This is a genomic window from Streptomyces sp. ASQP_92 (assembly GCF_025399895.1).
GTDB lineage: Bacteria > Actinomycetota > Actinomycetes > Streptomycetales > Streptomycetaceae > Streptomyces.
Genome location: NZ_JAODUA010000026.1, coordinates 1 through 19,057, shown reverse-complemented (window position 1 = coordinate 19,057; position 19,057 = coordinate 1). Strand labels below are relative to the sequence as shown.

Annotated in this window: 19 protein-coding genes; 10 read left to right on the top strand and 9 right to left on the bottom strand. The window is 72.3% G+C overall.

The features are described from left to right. Positions 1–16: 16 nt before the first annotated feature. Positions 17–724, top strand: a complete 708-nt coding sequence (locus N4G70_RS33255) for a TetR/AcrR family transcriptional regulator (RefSeq protein WP_261716506.1) — start codon at positions 17–19, stop codon at positions 722–724. Positions 725–817: 93 nt separating this feature from the next. Here the strand turns inward: N4G70_RS33255 and N4G70_RS33250 are convergent, their stop codons facing one another. Next, entirely contained in the window at positions 818–2,278 is a 1,461-nt protein-coding gene (locus tag N4G70_RS33250) for an amino acid permease (protein ID WP_261716505.1), read from the bottom strand. Positions 2,279–2,486: 208 nt separating this feature from the next. After that, a complete protein-coding gene (locus N4G70_RS33245) occupies positions 2,487–3,188 on the bottom strand; it encodes a FadR/GntR family transcriptional regulator (RefSeq protein WP_261716504.1) in 702 nt (233 codons plus the stop codon). A gap of 138 nt (positions 3,189–3,326) precedes the next feature. Between N4G70_RS33245 and N4G70_RS33240 the strand changes: the two genes are divergently transcribed. Continuing rightward, positions 3,327–3,836: a gluconokinase gene (locus N4G70_RS33240; RefSeq protein ID WP_261716503.1), complete on the top strand. Its 510-nt coding sequence runs from the start codon at positions 3,327–3,329 to the stop codon at positions 3,834–3,836. A 12-nt stretch (positions 3,837–3,848) separates the two neighbouring features. Beyond that, complete coding sequence (locus N4G70_RS33235) at positions 3,849–5,255, top strand: GntP family permease (protein WP_261716502.1); 1,407 nt, start codon at positions 3,849–3,851, stop codon at positions 5,253–5,255. 25 nt (positions 5,256–5,280) lie between these two features. On the opposite strand, the gene N4G70_RS33230 is transcribed toward N4G70_RS33235, so the two are convergent. From N4G70_RS33230 to N4G70_RS33220, 3 genes are all read right to left on the bottom strand, one after another. Then, positions 5,281–5,916, bottom strand: coding sequence for a cytochrome b/b6 domain-containing protein (locus N4G70_RS33230; RefSeq protein ID WP_261716501.1), 636 nt, complete (start codon positions 5,914–5,916; stop codon positions 5,281–5,283). Then, positions 5,888–6,553 (bottom strand): molybdopterin-dependent oxidoreductase, encoded by a 666-nt coding sequence (locus tag N4G70_RS33225; protein WP_261716548.1) that lies wholly within the window; start codon positions 6,551–6,553, stop codon positions 5,888–5,890. Before N4G70_RS33225 ends, N4G70_RS33230 begins: the two co-directional genes overlap by 29 nt. 129 nt (positions 6,554–6,682) lie before the next feature. Continuing rightward, the gene (locus tag N4G70_RS33220; protein WP_261716500.1) at positions 6,683–8,212 is read right to left on the bottom strand and encodes an APC family permease; all 1,530 of its coding nucleotides are present in this window, start codon (positions 8,210–8,212) and stop codon (positions 6,683–6,685) included. Between the two features lie 219 nt (positions 8,213–8,431). On the opposite strand from N4G70_RS33220, the gene N4G70_RS33215 reads away from it, so the two are divergent. Further along, positions 8,432–8,863 (top strand): ASCH domain-containing protein, encoded by a 432-nt coding sequence (locus N4G70_RS33215; protein WP_261716499.1) that lies wholly within the window; start codon positions 8,432–8,434, stop codon positions 8,861–8,863. Positions 8,864–8,901: 38 nt separating this feature from the next. Here the strand turns inward: N4G70_RS33215 and N4G70_RS33210 are convergent, their stop codons facing one another. Next, complete coding sequence (locus N4G70_RS33210; RefSeq protein ID WP_261716498.1) at positions 8,902–10,557, bottom strand: FAD-binding dehydrogenase; 1,656 nt, start codon at positions 10,555–10,557, stop codon at positions 8,902–8,904. A 166-nt stretch (positions 10,558–10,723) separates the two neighbouring features. Here N4G70_RS33210 and N4G70_RS33205 point away from each other — a divergent pair, with 166 nt between their 5' ends. The 6 genes from N4G70_RS33205 to N4G70_RS33180 all read left to right on the top strand — a co-directional run bounded on the left by N4G70_RS33205 (position 10,724) and on the right by N4G70_RS33180 (position 15,337). Continuing rightward, positions 10,724–11,620 (top strand): DMT family transporter, encoded by an 897-nt coding sequence (locus N4G70_RS33205; protein ID WP_261716497.1) that lies wholly within the window; start codon positions 10,724–10,726, stop codon positions 11,618–11,620. 53 nt (positions 11,621–11,673) lie between these two features. Beyond that, positions 11,674–12,189, top strand: coding sequence for an NUDIX hydrolase (locus tag N4G70_RS33200; protein WP_261716496.1), 516 nt, complete (start codon positions 11,674–11,676; stop codon positions 12,187–12,189). A 25-nt stretch (positions 12,190–12,214) separates the two neighbouring features. Beyond that, positions 12,215–12,607: a YidH family protein gene (locus N4G70_RS33195; protein WP_261716495.1), complete on the top strand. Its 393-nt coding sequence runs from the start codon at positions 12,215–12,217 to the stop codon at positions 12,605–12,607. Then, positions 12,607–12,927 (top strand): DUF202 domain-containing protein, encoded by a 321-nt coding sequence (locus N4G70_RS33190; RefSeq protein ID WP_261716494.1) that lies wholly within the window; start codon positions 12,607–12,609, stop codon positions 12,925–12,927. The genes N4G70_RS33195 and N4G70_RS33190 overlap by 1 nt, the downstream gene beginning before the upstream one ends. A 163-nt stretch (positions 12,928–13,090) precedes the next feature. Continuing rightward, positions 13,091–14,113: a phosphotransferase family protein gene (locus tag N4G70_RS33185; RefSeq protein WP_261716493.1), complete on the top strand. Its 1,023-nt coding sequence runs from the start codon at positions 13,091–13,093 to the stop codon at positions 14,111–14,113. Positions 14,114–14,122: 9 nt separating this feature from the next. Then, positions 14,123–15,337, top strand: coding sequence for an acyl-CoA dehydrogenase family protein (locus tag N4G70_RS33180; protein WP_261716492.1), 1,215 nt, complete (start codon positions 14,123–14,125; stop codon positions 15,335–15,337). A gap of 12 nt (positions 15,338–15,349) precedes the next feature. Here N4G70_RS33180 and N4G70_RS33175 read toward each other — a convergent pair whose 3' ends face one another. From N4G70_RS33175 to N4G70_RS33165, 3 genes are all read right to left on the bottom strand, one after another. Further along, a complete protein-coding gene (locus N4G70_RS33175; protein ID WP_261716491.1) occupies positions 15,350–15,946 on the bottom strand; it encodes a TetR/AcrR family transcriptional regulator in 597 nt (198 codons plus the stop codon). 136 nt (positions 15,947–16,082) lie between these two features. Further along, positions 16,083–17,735, bottom strand: coding sequence for a class I adenylate-forming enzyme family protein (locus tag N4G70_RS33170; RefSeq protein ID WP_261716490.1), 1,653 nt, complete (start codon positions 17,733–17,735; stop codon positions 16,083–16,085). Continuing rightward, the gene (locus N4G70_RS33165) at positions 17,732–18,505 is read right to left on the bottom strand and encodes an SDR family oxidoreductase (RefSeq protein WP_261716489.1); all 774 of its coding nucleotides are present in this window, start codon (positions 18,503–18,505) and stop codon (positions 17,732–17,734) included. Before N4G70_RS33165 ends, N4G70_RS33170 begins: the two co-directional genes overlap by 4 nt. Between the last annotated feature and the right edge of the window lie 552 nt (positions 18,506–19,057).

The window sequence follows — 19,057 nt, the reverse complement described above, 5'->3', positions numbered from 1 at the left end:
TCGTAGGGTGCCGCCCATGAACGAGCGAGTCGTGGCGGACGGGCAGCGGCGCCGGCGGCGGCCCACCAAGCGGGGCACGGTCCTGTCCGAGGAGCTGATCGTGGAGACCGCGCTGCGGCTGATCGGCGAGCACGGCGCGGCGGCCCTGACCGTGCGCCGGCTCGGCACGGCCCTCGGCGCGGATCCCAGCGCCCTCTACCGGTACTTCCAGGACACCGACGACCTGTTGCTCGCGGTGGCGGACGAGCTCATCGGCCGCACCCTGCGGACCTGGCGGCCGACCGGCGAGTGGCGGGCGGATCTGCGCTCGCTCGGGCTGCGCATCCACGCCGACTACCAGGCCCATCCACAGGCGGCGATGCTCACCTGCACCCGGGTGACCGGTCGGGCGCACGAGATGCGGTCGGTGGAGACGATCCTGGGAATCCTGCGCGACGCCGGGTTCCCGGACGCCGAGGCGGTGCGGATCTACCACGTGTTCGTCGACCAGACGCTGTCGTTCGCGGCGCTCGACGCCGCCGTGCTCACGCTGCCCGAGGAGTCCCGGGCGCTGGAGGAGCGGACCTGGCGGGACCGCTATGCGCGGCTTCCCGCGGACACCCATCCGCATGTGGCCGCGACCGCGCCGACGCTGGTGGCGGAGATGGGCCGCAGCGCCTATCCGGCCGCCCTGGACATGATGCTCGCGGCGGCCGCGGCCCGCTTGCGGCACGTACGGGCCTGAGCACCGCGTGCCTGCGCGTGCCGGGCCGGGCCCCGGCATGCTGAAGGGCGGCACCCCCGTCGCCGGGGGTGCCGCCCTCTGGGGGCTTCGCGCCTACTTGGCCGAGGCGATCGCGCCGACCCGCTTGCGCACGACGTACCAGCCGCCGACGAGCAGCGCCGCGATGATCGGCAGGCAGTAGATCGTGGTGCGGCCCACTCCCCCGCCGTACCACATCAAGAACGCCACGCTCGCGAGGAAGACCAGCGTCACGATCTGCGTGTAGGGCGCCCAGGGGAGCCGGTAGGAGGGACGCTCCAGGGCGCCTTCCTGCGCGCGGCGCCAGAACAGCAGCGAGCAGATCATGATCATCGCCCAGGTGCCGAGGATGCCGATGGAGGCGAAGTTCAGCACGATCTCGAAGGCGTCGTCGGGCACGAAGCCGTTCAGGGCGACGCCGAGGACACCGAAGAAGGCGGTGAAGAGCACGCCGCCGTAGGGCACCTTGCCCTTGTTCATCACGCCGACGAACTTGGGCGCGGAGCCCGAGAGCGACATCGAGCGCAGGATGCGGCCGGTGGAGTACAGGCCCGAGTTGAGGCTGGAGAGGGCCGCGGTGAGGACCACGAGGTTCATCACGCCGGCCGCGCCCGGAACGCCGATCTTGTCGAGGACGGTGACGAAGGGGCTCTGGCCCTCGGAGTACTCGGTGTACGGCAGCAGCAGCGCGAGCAGCACCACCGAGCCGACGTAGAAGACGCCGACCCGCCACATGATCGAGTTGATCGCCTTGGGCAGGATCTTCTGCGGGTTCTCCGTCTCGCCCGCGGCGACGCCGCACAGTTCGACCGAGGCGTACGCGAAGACGACGCCCTGGATGACGAGCAGCATGGGCAGCATGCCCATCGGGAAGATGCCGCCGTGGTTGGTGATGTTGGCGAAGCCCGGGGTGGAGCCGTCCACGTCGTGCTGGGTGACCACCAGGTAGATGCCGACCAGCATGAAGGCGACCAGGGCGACGACCTTGATGATCGCGAACCAGAACTCCATCTCGCCGAAGTACTTCACCGAGATGAGGTTGGCGGTCAGGACGACCGCGAGCGCGACCAGGGCGCAGACCCACTGCGGAACGCTGCTGAACATGGCCCAGAAGTGGGCGTAGGTCGCGGCCGCGGTGATGTCGGCGACGGCGGTGGTCGACCAGTTCAGGAAGTACAGCCAGCCCGCCGTGTAGGCGCCCTTCTCCCCCATGAACTCACGGGCGTAGGAGACGAAGGCGCCCGAGGAGGGGCGGTAGAGCACGAGCTCGCCGAGGGCCCTGACGACGAAGAAGGCGAAGACGCCGCAGACCGCGTAGGCGATCGCGAGCGAGGGTCCGGCGCCCGCCATGCGGCCGCCGGCACCGAGGAAGAGGCCGGTGCCTATCGCGCCGCCGATGGCGATCATGTTGATGTGGCGGGACTTGAGGTCCTTGCTGTAACCGGCATCACCGGCGTCGATGTGGGGGGTGCCCGGTGTCGCCCCCGCGGGGGCACTCTGGGGCTCGGCCGCCGCAGGCATGGTGCGGTCACTCATGGAGTAGTTCGCCTTTGTGAGGGGTCATGCGGTCGTGCGGGACCGGCCGTCCTGGTGATGCAGGTCGTCACCTTGGCGCGGGCCGGCGGCCCATAGTCCCGGCTGTCGGCACAGTTTGGCAGTGGCCAATGTCACGTACGGGCAGATTTGAGCTGTTTCTGAGGTAACCGAAAGGTATCCGGTGAGCGGTTTTTGTTGCTCAGGGTACCTAGGGTGCGAGGACGTCCAGCTCCTGGAGGGCGCCGACCGCGATCTCGCGGGTCAGCCGCTCGGCCTTCTCCGCGTCGCGTTCGCGGACCGCCTCGGCCACCCGCACGTGCAAAGTGACGGCGGCCGGGTCGGGGTCGGGGAACATCACCTGGTGGTGGGTGCGCCCGGCGAGGACCTCGGCGACCACGTCCCCGAGCCGGGCGAACATCTCGTTGCCGGAGGCGTTGAGCACGATCCGGTGGAACGCGACGTCATGCACCAGGTACGCCTCCAGCTGGCGCCCGCGTGAGGTGGCGACCATGCCGAGGGCCTGCTCGGTGAGGTCGGCGCACTGGGCGGGGGTGGCCCGCCGGGCCGCGAGCCCTGCGGCGACCGGCTCGACCGCGGAGCGCAGCACGGTCAGCGAGCGGAGCTGGCGCGGCCGGTCGGCGCCCGCGAGGCGCCACCGGATGACCTGGGGGTCGTAGACGTTCCACTGTTCGGCCGGGCGGACGGTCACCCCGACCCGGCGCCGGGACTCGACCAGATGCATGGATTCGAGGACCCGGACCACTTCGCGGACCACGGTGCGCGAGACGTCGAAGCGCTGGGCCAGCTCGTCGGTGCGCAGCACGCTGCCGGGCGGGTACTCGCCCGCGGTGATCGCGAGACCCAGGCTGGTGAGCACATGCGTGTGGAGCCCCCGCGCCTGAGTCGTCATGGGCCAAGCCTACGGGTCACCGTCGGACGCATAAAAGTATGACTTTTACATCACGAGCTCTTGAATATGTCGTACCTAATGGGTTTGAGTGTGCGCGACGGACATCGATGTCGAAGAGGACAGCGAGGCACCACCCGCATGAACTCCCCCCTGACCATCGTCGTGATGGGTGTCGCCGGGACCGGCAAGACCACCATCGGGCCGCTGGTCGCCGAGCGCCTCGGCGTTCCCTATGCCGAGGGCGACGACTTCCACCCCGCGGCCAACGTCGCGAAGATGTCCGCGGGCGTCCCGCTGGACGACGACGACCGGTGGCCCTGGCTCGACGCGATCGGCGCCTGGGCGCACGACCGGGCGGGCCTCGGCGGAGTCGTCAGCAGCTCCGCGCTCAAGCGGAGCTACCGCGACCGGCTGCGGGCCGCCGCCCCCGGGATCGTCTTCCTGCATCTGACGGGCGAGCGCGCGCTCATCGAGCAGCGGATGGCCGAGCGCAAGGGCCACTTCATGCCGACCGCGCTGCTCGACTCGCAGTTCGCCACCCTCCAGCCGCTCGGCCCCGACGAGGCGGGCGTCGCCGTCGACGTGTCCGGCACCCCCGAGGACATCGCGGAGCGGGCCGCCGCCGCCCTGCGACCGCTCACCAGCTAAGGAATCCCCACCGTGACCAGACTCAGCGTCGAGTTCCTGGCAGCGGACGCCACGCAGCCGATCACCTCGGCCGGCAACGCCCAGCTGGGCATCGCCGTACTCGCGGGCATCGCCGTCATCGTCCTGCTCATCACCCGGTTCAAGCTGCACGCCTTCCTGGCCCTGACCATCGGCTCGCTCGCGCTCGGCGCCTTCGCGGGCGCCCCGCTCGACAAGACCATCACCAGCTTCACCGCCGGGCTCGGCAGCACGGTCGCCGGAGTGGGCGTCCTGATCGCGCTCGGCGCGATCCTCGGCAAGCTGCTCGCCGACTCCGGCGGCGCCGACCAGATCGTCGACACCATCCTGGCCAAGGCCGGCAAGTCCGGCGGGCGGGCGATGCCCTGGGCGATGGTGGCCATCGCCTCGATCATCGGGCTCCCGCTCTTCTTCGAGGTCGGCATCGTGCTGCTGATCCCCGTGGTGCTGCTCGTCGCCAAGCGCGGCAACTTCTCGCTCATGCGGATCGGCATCCCCGCGCTGGCGGGCCTGTCCGTCATGCACGGCCTGATCCCGCCGCACCCGGGGCCGCTCGTCGCCATCGACGCGATCGGCGCCAACCTCGGGGTGACCCTCGCGCTCGGTGTCGTCGTGGCCGTCCCGACGGTGATCATCGCGGGCCCGCTGTTCTCCCGGTACGCGGCCCGCTGGGTCGACATCCCGGCCCCGGACAAGATGGTCCCCACCCGCCCCTCGGAGGACCTCCAGAAGCGGCCGAGCTTCGGCGCGACCCTCGCCACGGTGCTGCTTCCCGTCGTCCTGATGCTGGCCAAGGCACTGGTCGACATCGTGGTCGACGACCCGAAGAGCCACCTCCAGCAGGTCACCGACGTCGTCGGCTCGCCGCTCATCGCCCTGCTCGCGGCCGTCCTGGTCGCCCTGTTCACGCTGGGCCGGGCGGCCGGTTTCACCAAGGAGCGGCTCTCGACCACCGTCGAGAAGTCCCTCGCCCCGATCGCGGGCATCCTGCTGATCGTGGGCGCGGGCGGCGGCTTCAAGCAGACCCTCATCGACGTGGGCGTCGGCCGGATGATCCTTGACCTCTCCAAGGACTGGGCGATCCCCTCGCTGCTCCTGGCCTGGCTGATCGCGGTGGCGATCCGGCTGGCGACGGGATCCGCGACGGTGGCGACGATCTCCGCGGCGGGCCTGGTGGCACCGCTGGCGGCCGACATGTCGACCGCGCACGCGGCCCTGCTGGTGCTCGCCGTGGGCGCCGGTTCGCTGTTCTTCAGCCATGTGAACGACGCCGGGTTCTGGCTGGTGAAGGAGTACTTCGGGATGGACGTCGGCCAGACGGTCAAGACCTGGTCGGTGATGGAGACGATCATCTCGGTGGTGGCGCTCGGCTTCGTGCTGCTCCTCTCACTCCTCGTCTAGCCCTGCCACGCCTCGCCCGTCCCTGTCACTCCTTGTCCAACTCCCGCTCCCACAACGGGTGTTCGCGTTTCGCCCAGGACCGCTCGACCGACCCGGTGCGCATGCCACGGCGTGCCTCCGGGTCGCCGATCGCCATCCACACATGCCCGGCGACGACGATACCGACGGCCAGCGACAGCCAGTCGTGCACGAACGTGGACCCGATCCGCACCTCGATGGGCGCGAGATGGGTGAACCACATGAGCAGGCCCGTGCCCAGCATCACCAGGGCGGCCCCCGCGATCCAGCCCGCGTACACCTTCTGCCCGGCGTTGAACTTCCCCGCCGGCCGCGGCTCCCGCTCCCTGCGCAGCGCGGTGCGCAGCCAGGTGCGGTCGTAGGGGTGGAAGCGGTTGAGGCGGCCCAGGTCCGCGCGGAAGGCCCGTGAGGCCAGGCCGAGCAGGACCGGCACGGGCAGCAGCGTCCCGCAGATCTCGTGCACCCGCACCACCAGCTCGCGCCGGCCGACCGCCTCGGCGAACTGGGGGACGTAGAGGATCGCCGCGGTGACCACACAGGCACCCATCAGCCAGGCCGTGGCCCGGTGCACCCAGCGCTGGCCCGGCGTGAACCTCCGTACGGTGCGCGGGAGTTCAGGTGGTGGGGGTGTCCTCGCGTCCATTGGACCGGCCGACCCAGGCGTCGGTGTCATAGCCTCGCTCCTCCCAGAATCCCCGCTCGACCTTGTGTGTCACGGTGATCCCGGACAGCCATTTCGCCGACTTGTAGAAGTACATGGGCGCCACATAGAGCCGGACCGGTCCGCCGTGCGCGTGGCTGACCGGCTTGTCCTGCATGCTCAGCGCGATCAACACATCGTCGCGGCGCGCCTGTTCGAGGGTGAGGCTCTCGCTGTACGCCCCGTCGAAGCAGGTGAAGCGGACCGCGCCGGCGCCCGGGCGCACGCCCGCCGCGTCCAGCAGACGGGAGAGCCGGACCCCCGCGAAGGGGGTGGCCGGCACGCGCCATCCGGTCACGCACTGCACATCGCGCACCAGCCGTGTCCGCGGCAGCGCGCGCAGCGCGTCCAGGGTGTACGTGGCCGGCTTGGTGACCAGGCCGTCGACGGTGAGCCGGTAGTCGGCGGCGCTCTTGTCCGGCACCGAGGAGGCGACCGAGTAGTAGCGGAAGCCGCCGCCGTTGGGCAGCAGATTGGTGAGGCCCGTGGGGTCCTTGTCGGCGGCGGCGCCGAGGAAGGATTCGAGGCCGCTCTGCACATAGCGCGCCGAGGCGACCCCCGCCACGCCGAGGCCGAGCATGCCGAGTACGAGCCGGCGGCCCACGGGTGTGCCGCGCGGGGGCGGCGGTGCTGGTTCTGGTGTCACGCGTCGATTCGAACACCCGGGGGCCGGTCCTGCCAGGGGCCGCGGCCGTACGTCACCGTTCCGTCAGAAATCCCGTGACCCGCTCGGCGCCGGCCCCGGGCGGCGGGCCTCATTGCCCCGGCCGATCCCGGCGTGCGCCTCGGGCCTGCGCGCCCGCAGCACCAACCCGTGGACCAGGCCCCCCAGCAGCACGAGGACGAGCAGCCCGGGCAGCACCCGGCCGGCAACACTGTGCGGGCCCGCGCCGATGAGCACGGGAAGGCGTCTGACGGTGTACGCGGCGATGCCGAGCAGGGCGAAACCCGCGAGGCCCGCGGCGAGCAGCCGCCACCGCTGGTCCGCGGCCTCACCACGGCGCAGGAAGTAGACGATCACGGAGAGGCAGGCGGCGGCCATCAGCAGCACCACGCCGAGCGCACCGAAGGCGCCCGTCCAGGCGCACAGACGGGTGACCGGGGCGGTCGGGTCGCCGGGCGGCCCGTGGTCGGTGAGCGCGAAGGCCGCGACGAGGGCCACCGAGAGCGCGGTCTGGAGCAGCGAGCCGGCGAGCGGGGCCCCGCCGGCCGCGCGGGTGCGGCCGAAGCCGGCGGGCAGCAGGCCCTCGCGCCCCATCGCGAAGGCGTACCGGGCGGCCACGTTGTGGAAGGCGAGCAGCGCCGCGAAGACGCCGGTCACGTACAGGATGTGGAGCACATCGGTGAAGGTGGCGCCCAGGGTGTTCCCGGCGAGGGCGAACAGCAGCCCGGGGCCCTGCTTCTGAGCCGAGTCCACGACGTCCTGCGGGCCTGCCGCGAGGGTCAGCGCCCAGGAGCCGAGCACCAGCAGGACCGTCACACAGCCGACGGCGAGGAACAGGACGCGTCGGACGGTGACCTGGGGGCGCCTGGTCTCCTCCGCGTACGCCGGTGCCTGCGCGAAGCCGGTGAACGCGGCGGCGCACAGGCACAGGGCGGTGCCGACGCCGCCCCGGGCCAGTGTGTGCGGGTTGAAGGCGTGCGGCGAGAGCCGCTCGGCGGCCGGCTGGGCCAGCGCCGCGCCGTCGAAGACGAGGACGAGGGCGACCTCGACGAGCAGGAGCGCCCCGAGCACCTTGGCGTTGAGGTCGACCCGCAGCCGGGCGATCCCGCCGGCCAGTGCCACCGCGAGCAGCGCGGGCACCCACCAGTCGATGGTGACGCCGAAGCGGTGGTCGAGCAGGTCGGAGACCTCGAAGCCGACCAGGCCGCCGAGGCCCGCCTGGAGCGCGGTGTAGGCCGCGAGCGCCACATGGGAGGCCGCGGCGCCGGCGGTCGGGCCGAGGCCGCGCGCGATATGGGCGTAGAACGCGCCCGCGTGGTGCACCCGGCGGCTCAGCTCGGCATAGCCCACCGCGAACAAAGCGGACACCGCGCCGAGCACGAGGAAGATCAGTGGCTGCCCGACGATGCCCACCGTGGCGAACGCGGCGGGCATCACGGCGGCCATCACCATCAGGGGCGCGCTCGCCGGGAGGACCGAGAACAGCAGCCCGGGGGTGCCGAGTCGGCCGGGGCGCAGCGCCCGGTCCGGTCCGTGGTCCGTGCTGGTCTCGGTCTCGCTGGTCCGGCTCGACATGCGGGGTGTGCCCTTTCGGTGCTGTCCGGAGCGGACCGCCCCTGGGCGTCGGGGGGTCGCCGGGGCGTGGGCGGCGTTCCCTGAACGCGGGCGCGATGGCCCCGCCAGCAAAGCGGTGGCCGCCGCCGCACGTCAAGGCCGTTCGCCTCTTGTCCGCCCGGTGAACCGGGGCCCCACGCACAGGTGTTGGGGCTCAGGCGGGCACCGTAGGCTGGCGGCATGAACGATCAACAGCCGCTGCCCGACTTCGCGTTTGCCTTTCCGGGGCCGCTGCGTGACCGGCTCGTCGTGGCGGTCCTCAGCGGGGCGAAGACCTCGACGACCGGCCTGCTCGCCGACTACGAGCACGCGGGCGACCCGCTGCCGCGCGTGGGGGAACGCAGCCGCGTCATCGACTCGGCGGGCGCGCCGGTCGCCGTGATCGAGGTGACCGGGGTACGGGTGCTGCCGCTGTCCGAGGTCGATCTTCAGCACGCGATCGACGAGGGGGAGGGCGACGAGAGCGTGGCCGGCTGGCGCGCCCACCACGAGGCGTACTGGAGCAGCCCCGAGATGGTGGAGGCGCTCGGTGACCCCGCGTTCGAGGTCACCGACGACACCCCGGTCGTCGCCACCCGGTTCCGCCTGGTGGAGTCCCCGCCGCACGACTGACCGGTGGCGGGGCACGGATCGCGGGCCCCCTCGGGTGCCTAGGAGACGGCCTTCGCCGCCGCGCGGCCCGCGGTCCGGCCCGAGAAGAGGCAGCCGCCGAGGAAGGTGCCTTCGAGTGAGCGGTAGCCGTGCACGCCTCCACCGCCGAACCCGGCCGCCTCCCCCGCCGCGTACACGCCAGGCAGGGGCTCGCCGGACGCGGTGAGCACGCGCGAGGACAGGTCGGTCTCCAGGCCGCCGAGCGACTTGCGCGTCAGGATGTGCAGCTTGACCGCGATCAGCGGACCGGCCTTCGGGTCGAGGATGCGGTGCGGGGCCGCGGTGCGGATGAGCTTGTCGCCGAGGTAATTGCGCGCTCCCCGGATGGCGGTGACCTGGAGGTCCTTGGTGAACGGGTTGGCGATCTCGCGGTCCCGGGCCACGATCTCGCGGCGCAGCGCGGCCTCGTCGATGAGGGGCTCCCCGGTGAGCGCGTTCATGCCGCGCACCAGGGCGGCGAGGTCCTTCTCGACGACGAAGTCGGCGCCGTGGTCCATGAACGCCCGCACCGGGCCGGGCACATCGGCCCGGGCCCGCCCGATGACCCCGCGCACGGACTTCCCCGTCAGGTCGGGGTTCTGCTCGGAGCCCGACAGGGCGAACTCCTTGCCGATGATCTTCTGGTCGAGCACGAACCACGTGTGGCCGTATCCGGTCTTCATGATGTGGTCGAGCGTGCCGAGCGTGTCGAAGCCGGGGAAGAGCGGCACGGGCAGCCGGTTGCCGCGCGCGTCCAGCCAGAGCGAGGAGGGGCCGGGCAGGATGCGGATGCCGTGCCGGGCCCAGATCGGGTTCCAGTTCTGGATGCCCTCGGTGTAGTGCCACATCCGGTCGCGGTTGATGTGGTGGGCGCCGGCCGCCTCGGCGATGCCGAGCATGAGCCCGTCGACATGGGCGGGCACTCCGCAGAGCATCTGCTCCGGCGGGGTGCCGAGCCGATCGGGCCACTGGGCCCGTACGAGGTCGTGGTTGCCCCCGATGCCGCCGCTGGTCACGATGACGGCCTGCGCCGTAAGCTCGAAGGATCCGGTGACGGTCCGGGTGGACGCCGTCCCGCGCTCGGCGCCGGACGGTTCGAGGATCTCGCCGCTCACGGTGTCGACGGCCCCGGCACTGCGGCCGAGCCCGGTCACCCGATGGCGGAACTTGAACCGGACGAGCCCCCGGGCGGCGGCCTCCCGCACCCGCCGCTCGAACGGCGCCACTATGCCGGGCCCGGTGCCCCAGGTGATGTGGAAGCGGGGAACGGAGTTGCCATGCCCGTTGGCGTCGTAGCCGCCCCGCTCGGCCCAGCCCACTACCGGGAAGAACCGGACCCCCTGGGCGTGCAGCCACGCCCGCTTCTCGCCGGAGGCGAAGTCGACGTAGGCCTCGGCCCACTCGCGCGGCCACCGGTCCTCGTCCCGGTCGAAGCCGGCCGTCCCGTACCAGTCCTGGAGCGCGAGCGCCCGGCTGTCCTTGATCCGCATACGGCGCTGTTCGGGCGAGTCCACGAGGAAGAGCCCGCCGAACGACCAGTGGGCCTGGCCGCCGAGCGACTGCTCGGGCTCCTGGTCGAGCAGGATCACCTTCTTGCCGGCGTCCGCCAGCTCGGCCGTGGCCGCCAGGCCCGCGAGGCCGGCCCCGATCACGATCACATCGGCGTCGTACGCCATGGGCCCGTCACTCCGCTCGTCCGGCACGTTACTCGTGCGTCAGATCTTGGGTGGGCGCTCACCCGGCGTCAACCGCCCGGACCGGGGCGCCCGGGAGGCAGCCGCCCCCCAGGGGCGCTATCGTCGGCCAAGTCGGCTACCCCCGGCCGTACTTGAGGTGCACGTCGTGTCGGTCCTGGTCCTCGTCCTCGCCGTGAGCGCAGCCTGTTGTCTGGGCTCCGGCTTCGTGCTGCAACAGAACGCGGCGCAGCACGCCCCGATCAGCGACTTCCTGTCGCCCCGGCTGCTGCTCGACCTGGTGCGCATGCCGCGCTGGCTGGCCGGGATAGGCCTGATGGTGGCGGGGATGGTGCTCAGCGCGCTCGCCCTCGGCTCCGGCGAGGTCTCGCTGGTCGAGCCGCTGGTGGCGACCAATCTGTTCTTCGCCATGTGGCTGTCGCGGCTCCAGACCCGCCAGCCGCTGGGCCGCCAGGGCTGGGCGGGGCTGGCCCTGCTCGCGGGCGGGGTGACCGCCTTCATCGTCGCGGGCCAGCCGCACGGCGGCGTCTCGGAGGCGGGGGCGCTGCGCCACTGGCTGATCGTGGGTCTGGTGGTCGGGATCGCGCTGCTCCTGGCGGGCCTCGCCAAACACGATCGGCTCAGCGTGGCGGCCCCCGTCATGCTGGCCGTCGCGGCGGGTCTGCTCTACGGCCTCCAGGACGCGCTGACCCGCATCAGCGGACAGCGGCTCTCGGGCGGTGGCTGGTCGGAGCTGCTGACGAGCTGGCAGTTGTACGGGGTGATCGCGCTCGGGGTGACCGGGCTCGTCCTGGTGCAGAGCGCCTTCGAGACCGCGCCGCTGCGGATGTCGCTGCCGGCCCTGACGGCCGCCCAGCCGCTCGCCGGGATCGCCTGCGGGGTCGGCTTCCTGGGCGACCGGCTGCGTACCGACACGGGCGCGCTGGCCTGGGAGGCGGCGGGGCTGGCGGCGATCGTGACGGGGATCGTGCTGCTCGGTCTGCATCCGGCGATGCCCTCGGGCACGGCGTCACCGGAGCAGTCCCGCGACCTCCAGCCGCACTGAGGCCCGCCGCCCGGGGCCGGTGGCGACCGGCGCGGCGGTGCTTTCATGGGCCCATGAATCCGGCTGACGAAATCCTGGACATCGTCGACGAGAACGACACCGTGATCGGCCGGGCGCGGCGCGCCGAGGCCTACGCCCGCCATCTGCGCCACCGCTGCGTGTTCATCCTGGCCCGGGACGCGGCGGGCCGGATCTTCGTGCACCGCCGCACCCCGGACAAGCTCGTCTTCCCCTCCCTGTACGACATGTTCGTGGGCGGGGTGGTCGGCGCGGGCGAGTCGTACGACGACGCTGCGCTGCGCGAGGCCGAGGAGGAACTCGGCGTCCACGGGCTGCCCCGGCCGAGGCCCCTGTTCAAGTTCCTCTACGAGAACGGGGAGCAGAGCTGGTGGTCCTCGGTGTACGAGGTGCGCTGCGAGCTGCCGGTGCGCCCGCAGCTGGAGGAGGTCGCCTGGCACGCCTTCCTGCCGCTCGCGGAGTTGGAGCGCCGCGTCGACACCTGGGAGTGGGTGCCGGACGGGCTCGCGGCCTGGCGGCGGCTGCGCGCCTCGGGGCTCGGGCCGTCCTGAGGGCCCGCCGGGTAGGGTGCGGCGAGTGATCACGATCGTGCAGACCCTGCGGCTGTGGTTCGCGCCCCAGCGCATCGGCGAGGAGGGCGAGACCCCCGACTACCGGTTCTCGCTCGCCAACGAGCGCACCTTCCTGGCCTGGATCAGGACCTCGCTCGCGCTGGTCGGCGGGGGTTTCGCGGTCGATCAGTTCCTGCCCGGCCTGCGCTGGGGCGTCCGCGTCGCGCTCGCCCTCGCGCTGCTGGCGGCGGGGGTGCTGTGCGCGCTGCGGGCGGTGAACCACTGGGTGCGCTGCGAGCGGGCCATGCGGCGCGGCGAGGATCTGCCGGTCTCGCGCTTCCCCACCCTGCTGAGCCTCGCGGTCGCGGTGGTGGCCGTGGTGATGGTGGTGGTCGTCGTCTTCGGCTGGGCCGGCTGATGCCCTCGGCGGCGCCCGCCCGCGACCCCGGGCTCCAGCCGGAGCGGACCCGGCTCGCCTGGCGGCGTACCACCCTGTCCTGCACGGTGGCGGCCGTGCTCGCCGCCAAACAGGCGCTGCACCAAGGGAGTTCACCGCTCGCCCTGGTCGCGGTGGCCCTCAGCGGGCTGGTGTGGCTGGGCTTCCTCGCCGTGGCGCACCGCCGCATCCAGACCCTGAGCAAGGGGACGCGCCCCCGGCTGCTCGGGGCGCGCTCGGCCGCTGCGGCGGCCCTGTGCGCGGTGGCATTGGCCTGCTGCGCCGTCGCCACGCTGTTCTGAGCCGGCGGCCCGGGTCTCGATCGGGCCCGGCCGCGTCCGGCCCCTGATGCGGCACCCCGCCGCCCGCGCCACGCCGTAATCCAGACCCCGCCCTGGACGGCATACCGACTGGTCGGTAGCGTGTCTTCGGACAGTCGCCCGCCCCGTTCCGGAGGTGCCGCAGATGAGCACAGTCCCCCCGCCAGGCCTCGACCCGGAGACGCTGCGGGCCCACCTCGACCGCGTGCGCCCCGGGCTTGTGAGCGGACCGCTCAGGGCCCGGCTGATCGAGGGGGGCCGCTCGAACCTGACGTACGTCGTCACCGACGGGACCGGTCAGTGGGTCGTGCGCCGCCCGCCCCTGGGGCATGTGCTGGCCACCGCGCACGACATGCGGCGCGAGCACCGGGTCATCAGCGCCCTGCACCCGACGGCCGTCCCGGTGCCGGAGCCGGTGCTGCTCTGCGAGGACGAGTCGGTGCTCGGCTCGCCGTTCTACGTCATGGAGTACGTGGCCGGCACGCCCTACCGCACCGCCGAACAGCTCGCCCCGCTCGGCCCCGAGCGGACCCGGGCGGCCGTGCTCGCGCTGGTCGACACGCTCGTCGAGCTGCACGCGGTGGACCCGCAGGCCGTGGGGCTCGGGGACTTCGGCCGGCCCGAGGGCTTCCTCGACCGTCAGCTGCGCCGCTGGGGCAAGCAGCTCGACGCCTCACGCAACCGCGACCTGCCCGGCATCGACGAGCTGCACTCCGCTCTGGGACGCGCCCTTCCCACCTCCCCCGCGCCCACCGTCATCCACGGCGACTACCGCCTGGACAACGTGCTCATCGGCGACGACGACCGGATCACGGCGGTGCTCGACTGGGAGATGTCCACTCTGGGCGACCCGTTGACCGACCTCGGCCTCCTGGTGATGTACAGCGCGAAGCTGGACCTCCCCCACTCGCCGGTCTCCACCACGGCGGGCGCCGCGGGACACCCCTCCCCCGCCGAGCTCATCGAACGCTATGCGGCCCGCTCGGGCCGCGACACCTCCGCCCTCTCCTGGTACACGGCGTTCGCGTGGTTCAAGCTCGCCGTGATCCTCGAAGGCATCCACTACCGCTACACCCTGGGCCAGACCGTGGGCGCCGGGTTCGACCGCATCGGCGAACTGGTCCCCGTCTTCATCGAGCACGGCCTCACCACCCTTCAGGAAGGCTGAAAGCCCGTCATGGACTTCGCATACGACGCCCGCACCGAAGAACTGCGGGCCAAGCTCCTCGCCTTCATGGACGAGTACGTCCACCCCGCCGAGGTCACCGCCCACGAACAGCGCGCCCAGCTCGCCTCGCCGTGGGACACCCCCCAGGTGGTGGAGGACCTCAAGGCCGAGGCGCGCCGGCAGGGCCTGTGGAACCTGTTCCTGCCCGACGCGGAGCACGGCGCGGGCCTCACCAACCTCCAGTACGCCCCGCTGGCCGAAATCACCGGCCGCTCCCCGCACTTGGCGCCCACCGCCCTCAACTGCGCGGCCCCGGACACCGGCAACATGGAGGTGCTGGCCCAGTTCGGCACGGACGAGCAGAAGAAGCGGTGGCTTCAGCCGCTGCTCGCGGGTGAGATCCGTTCCGCGTTCGCGATGACCGAGCCCGAGGTCGCCTCCTCGGACGCCACCAACATCGAGACGCGCATCGAGCGGGACGGCGACGACTACGTCATCACCGGGCGCAAGTGGTACATCTCCGGCGCGATGAACCCGGACTGCGCGATCTTCATCGTGATGGGCAAGACCGACCCCGGCAACGCCGATGTGCGCCGCCAGCAGTCGATGATCCTGGTCCCGCGCGACACCCCGGGCGTCGAGATCCGCCGCGCCATGCAGGTGTACGGCTATGAGGACCACTCCCACGGCGGTCACGCCGAGGTCGTCTTCCACGGGGCCCGGGTGCCCGCGAGCAACCTGATCGGAGAGGCCGGCGGCGGCTTCGCCATCGCGCAGGCCCGCCTGGGGCCGGGCCGGATCCACCACTGCATGCGGCTGATCGGGATGGCCGAGCGGGCCATCGAGCTGATGTGCCGCAGGGCCGTGGCCCGTACGGCCTTCGGCAAGCCGATCGCTCAGCAGGGCGTGGTGCAGGAGTGGATCGCGGACGCCCGGGTCGCGGTCGAGCAGGTGCGGCTGCTCGTCCTGAAGACGGCCTGGCTGATGGACACGGTGGGCAACCGCGGGGCGCACACCGAGATCCAGGCCATCAAGATCGCCACTCCGCGCACCGTCGTCGACATCATCGACAAGGCGGTCCAGCTGCACGGCGCGGGCGGCGTGAGCCAGGACTTCCCGCTGGCCGAACTGTGGGCCTCCGCAAGGACGTTGAGGCTCGCGGACGGCCCGGACGAGGTGCACCAGCGCTCGCTGGCCCGCCGCGAGCTGAAGAAGTACCTGTAGCGGCCGGGCCGTTCAGGGGCGAAGAGCGCGCAGCAGCAGGTCGGCCAGGTGATCGGCGACCTGCTGCTGGGTGAGCGGGCCGTCCGGGCGGTACCAGGTGGACAGGTGGTGGACCGAACCGAAGTGGTAGTCCACCACCAGGTCGGCCGGGGTGGCCGTGGAGAACACCCCGGCGTTCTGGCCCTCTTCGACGAGCGCCCGGAAACGCTCGTGGTAGCGGCGGCGCTCGGCCCGGACCTGCTTGTTCTTCTCCGGGCTCAGATGGTGCATCGAGCGGAAGAAGATCGCCGCGTCGTCGAGGTTGTCGATGGTGGTCACCACCACGTCGGCGGCCGCCTCGCGCAGCCTGCGCTCGACCGGCTCGTCCGCGTCGGCGAACGCGTCGAGCCGCTCCTGCTGGAGGCGCAGCACCCGGGCGTACACCTCCTGGAGCAGGTCCTCCTTGGAGCCGAAGTAGTGGTAGAGCGCGCCCTTGGTGACGCCCGCCGCCTCGACGATCTCCTGCACGGAGGTGCGGTCGTAGCCGTTCTCCGCGAACAGGCGGGTGGCGGCGGCGAGCAGCCGCTGGGGCACGGGGGTGGTGTCACTCGTGTCCGTCGCCTTGGCCATCGCCGCCACCTTTCTCTCGTACGTGTCTCTCGTACGTGTCTTTCGTACACGCGTGAGGGGTCGTGCCCCTCGCCGCGTGTGCTGGTCGTGCCGTACCGGTCGTGCCGGGCGGGTCCGCCGGCCGGGTCCGGGGGTGCTACGCCTGGGTGCGCAGCTCCCGCCTGAGGATCTTCCCACTCGTGGTCTTGGGAAGCTCCGCCAGGATCTCCACCTCGCGCGGGTATTTGTAGGCGGCGAGCCGCTCCTTGCAGTACGCGGCGAGTTCGGCCGGGCCCGCCTCGGCGCCCGGGCGCAGGCTGACGTACGCCTTGACGCTCTCCCCGCGGTAGGCGTCCGGGATGCCGACGACGGCGGCCTCGCGGACGGCGGGGTGGGTGTACAGGACGTCCTCGACCTCGCGCGGCCAGACCTTGAAGCCGGACGCGTTGATCATGTCCTTCATCCGGTCGACCACATAGAGCCAGCCGTCGCGGTCCATGAACCCGATGTCGCCGGTGCGCAGTTCGCCGCCGGGGAACGCCTCCTCGGTGGCTTCGGGCCGGCGCCAGTAGCCGGGCACGACCTGGGGCCCGCGCACCACGATCTCCCCCTGCTCCCCGAAGGGCACCTCCTTGCCGTCGGGGCCGACGATCCGTACGACCGTCTCGGGGCCGGGCACGCCGACCGAGAGGGTGCCGGAGACCGGATCCACGGGCGCCTCCTTCTCGGGCGGCACCGAGGCGCAGGGGGCGGTGCATTCGGTCAGGCCGTAGCCGTTGCGGATGTACGGTCCGAAGCCCTCGCGGAACTTCTCCACGAGCGCGGGCGGCAGGGGGGCGCCGCCCGAGGAGATGAGCTCGAAGGAAGCGAAGTGGTCCGGGGTGACGCCGGGGGTCGCCGCGAGCGCCATGAAGGCCGTGGAGGGCCCGACCGTGTAGGCGGGGCGGTGCTCGGTGAACGCGTCCAGGACGACGCCCGGGTGGAAGCGGTAGGTCAGGACCAGGGTGCCCGCGTTGGCGATGCACGTCGCCAGCTCGCACACCATGCCGGTGATGTGGAAGAGCGGCGCGAGCGCGAAGTAGCCCGCGCCTCGCGCTATCGGATGTCCGGTGCGCTGCCGTTCCGCCTGGTAGGCGATGCCGCGATGGGTGTTCATCGCGCCCTTGGGGGTTCCGCTGGTGCCGGAGGTGTAACTGATCAACGCCGTTGCCCCGCCGGAGAGTTCACGTCCCGAGGGCGCGGCGAGCCCCTGCCGGGCGACGGTGAGGAGGTCGTCGGCGTCGGCGGGGACCGGCAGCCGCTCGAAGCCGAGGACGCGCTCGTCGTGGCGGGTCTGGAAGTCGAGCTCGCAGGCGGTGAGCGCGACGCGCACCGGGGAGCCGGCCGCGGTGTCGCGCAGATAGCCCTCCCAGGCGCGGTCCGAGCAGATCAGCGCGGCGGCCCCGGCGTCGTTCAGCACGTGTGCGACCTCGCCCGCCTTGTACATCGGATTGAGCGGCACCACGGTGGCCCCGGCCTTCCACGCGCCGAGCAGGGCGATCACGAAGTGCGGGCTGTTCTGGAGCATGAGCGCGACCCGGTCGCCCCGGGCCAGGCCACGGGCGGCGAGGTGACCGGCGACGGAATCGGACAGCTCGTCGACCTCGCGATAGCCGAGACGGCCGTCGAAGTAGGCGAGCGCGGTGTGTTCGGGGGCGCGGGCGACGGCCGCGCGGAAGGAGTCGAGCACCGTCGCGGGCGGGTCGATGTCCGCCCGCTGGGCGGCGCTGAGCTGGGAGAGCCAGGGCCTGGTCGCGTAGATCGAGCTCATCCGGCGCTCGCCTCCCACTTCTGCTGAAGGTGGTTCATGCTGGTCAGCCAGCGGTCCGGGGCGGCGGCGCGGGCGGTGGAGTAGTCCGCGACCTCGGGGTGCGGCAGCACCAGGAAGCGGTCCTCGGCCATCGCGGCGAACAGCGCGTCGGCGACCTCGTCGGGCTCGATCGCGGTCGGCTTGAGCACGAGGTCACCGGCCGTGCCGGTGTCGGCCAGCATGTCGGTGCGCACGCCCTGGGGGCAGATGGCGTGGACCCGGATGCCGCGGTGCCGGTAGGTCAGCGACAGCCATTCGGCGAAGGCCAGCGCGCCGTGCTTGGTGACGCTGTACGGCGCCGCGCCGATCATGGTGAGCAGGCCGGCGGCGGAGACGGTGGACACGAAGCGGCCGTGTCCGCGCTCCAGCCAGTGGGGCAGCAGTTCGCGGGCCGCGCGGACGTGGGCCATCACATTGACGTCCCAGGCGGCGGCCCACACCTCCTCGGGCGCGGACTCCGAACCCCCCGATCCCAGGCCCGCGTTGGCGCAGTAGATGTCGATGGTCCCGCCCAGGGCGTCCCGGGCCGCCCCGACCACGGTGGAGGCGTCGCCCGGTACGGCGATGGCGCCGATCTCCTCGGCGGTGGTACGGGCCTTGTCCGCGTCCAGATCGTTGACGACGACCCGGGCGCCCTGCGCCGCGAATCTGCGGGCGAGGGCGGCTCCGATGCCGCCGCCCGCGCCGGTGACCACCACGGTGGTGCCCTCGGCCGTCTGTCCCGTGCTCATGGAGACCCGCCTCTCTGCGTGCCGGATGCCCCGACAGACTAACCGGTCGGTATGCCCCCCGAAACCCCCCACGCCCCTGGGGGTTCGCCCCCATCCCCCCTCGCGCCCTGCGACCCCGCCGCCGATCACCCCCACGGGGTTCCCCGCGCCCCCCAACCCCGCTTTCGCCTGCGGTCCGCGGTCACTACTCGCGCAGTTCCCCGCGCCCCTAAGCCCGCTTTCGTCCGCGGAACGGGGGCGCTTTTCGCGCAGTTCCCCGCGCCCCTCAAAGCCCCTCGCCCTGCGGAACGGGGGCGCTTTTCGCGCAGTTCCCCGCGCCCCTCAAAGCCCCTCCGCCTGCGGACCGTGCCCGCTTCTCGCGCAGTTCCCCGCGCCCCCTGGCAGGGTCGGTGCCGCCCCGCAGCGGGGCACCTCAGCCCGTCCGGCGTTTGAGGACGAGCGCCCTCAAGGCGCGAAGGGGGTCTGGGGCGCAGCCCCAGGGGCTCAGCCGGTTCGACGGGCTGCACGGGTGGGTGGGCGGGCGGACCCCCCGCGGGGCTGGGGCAAAGCCCC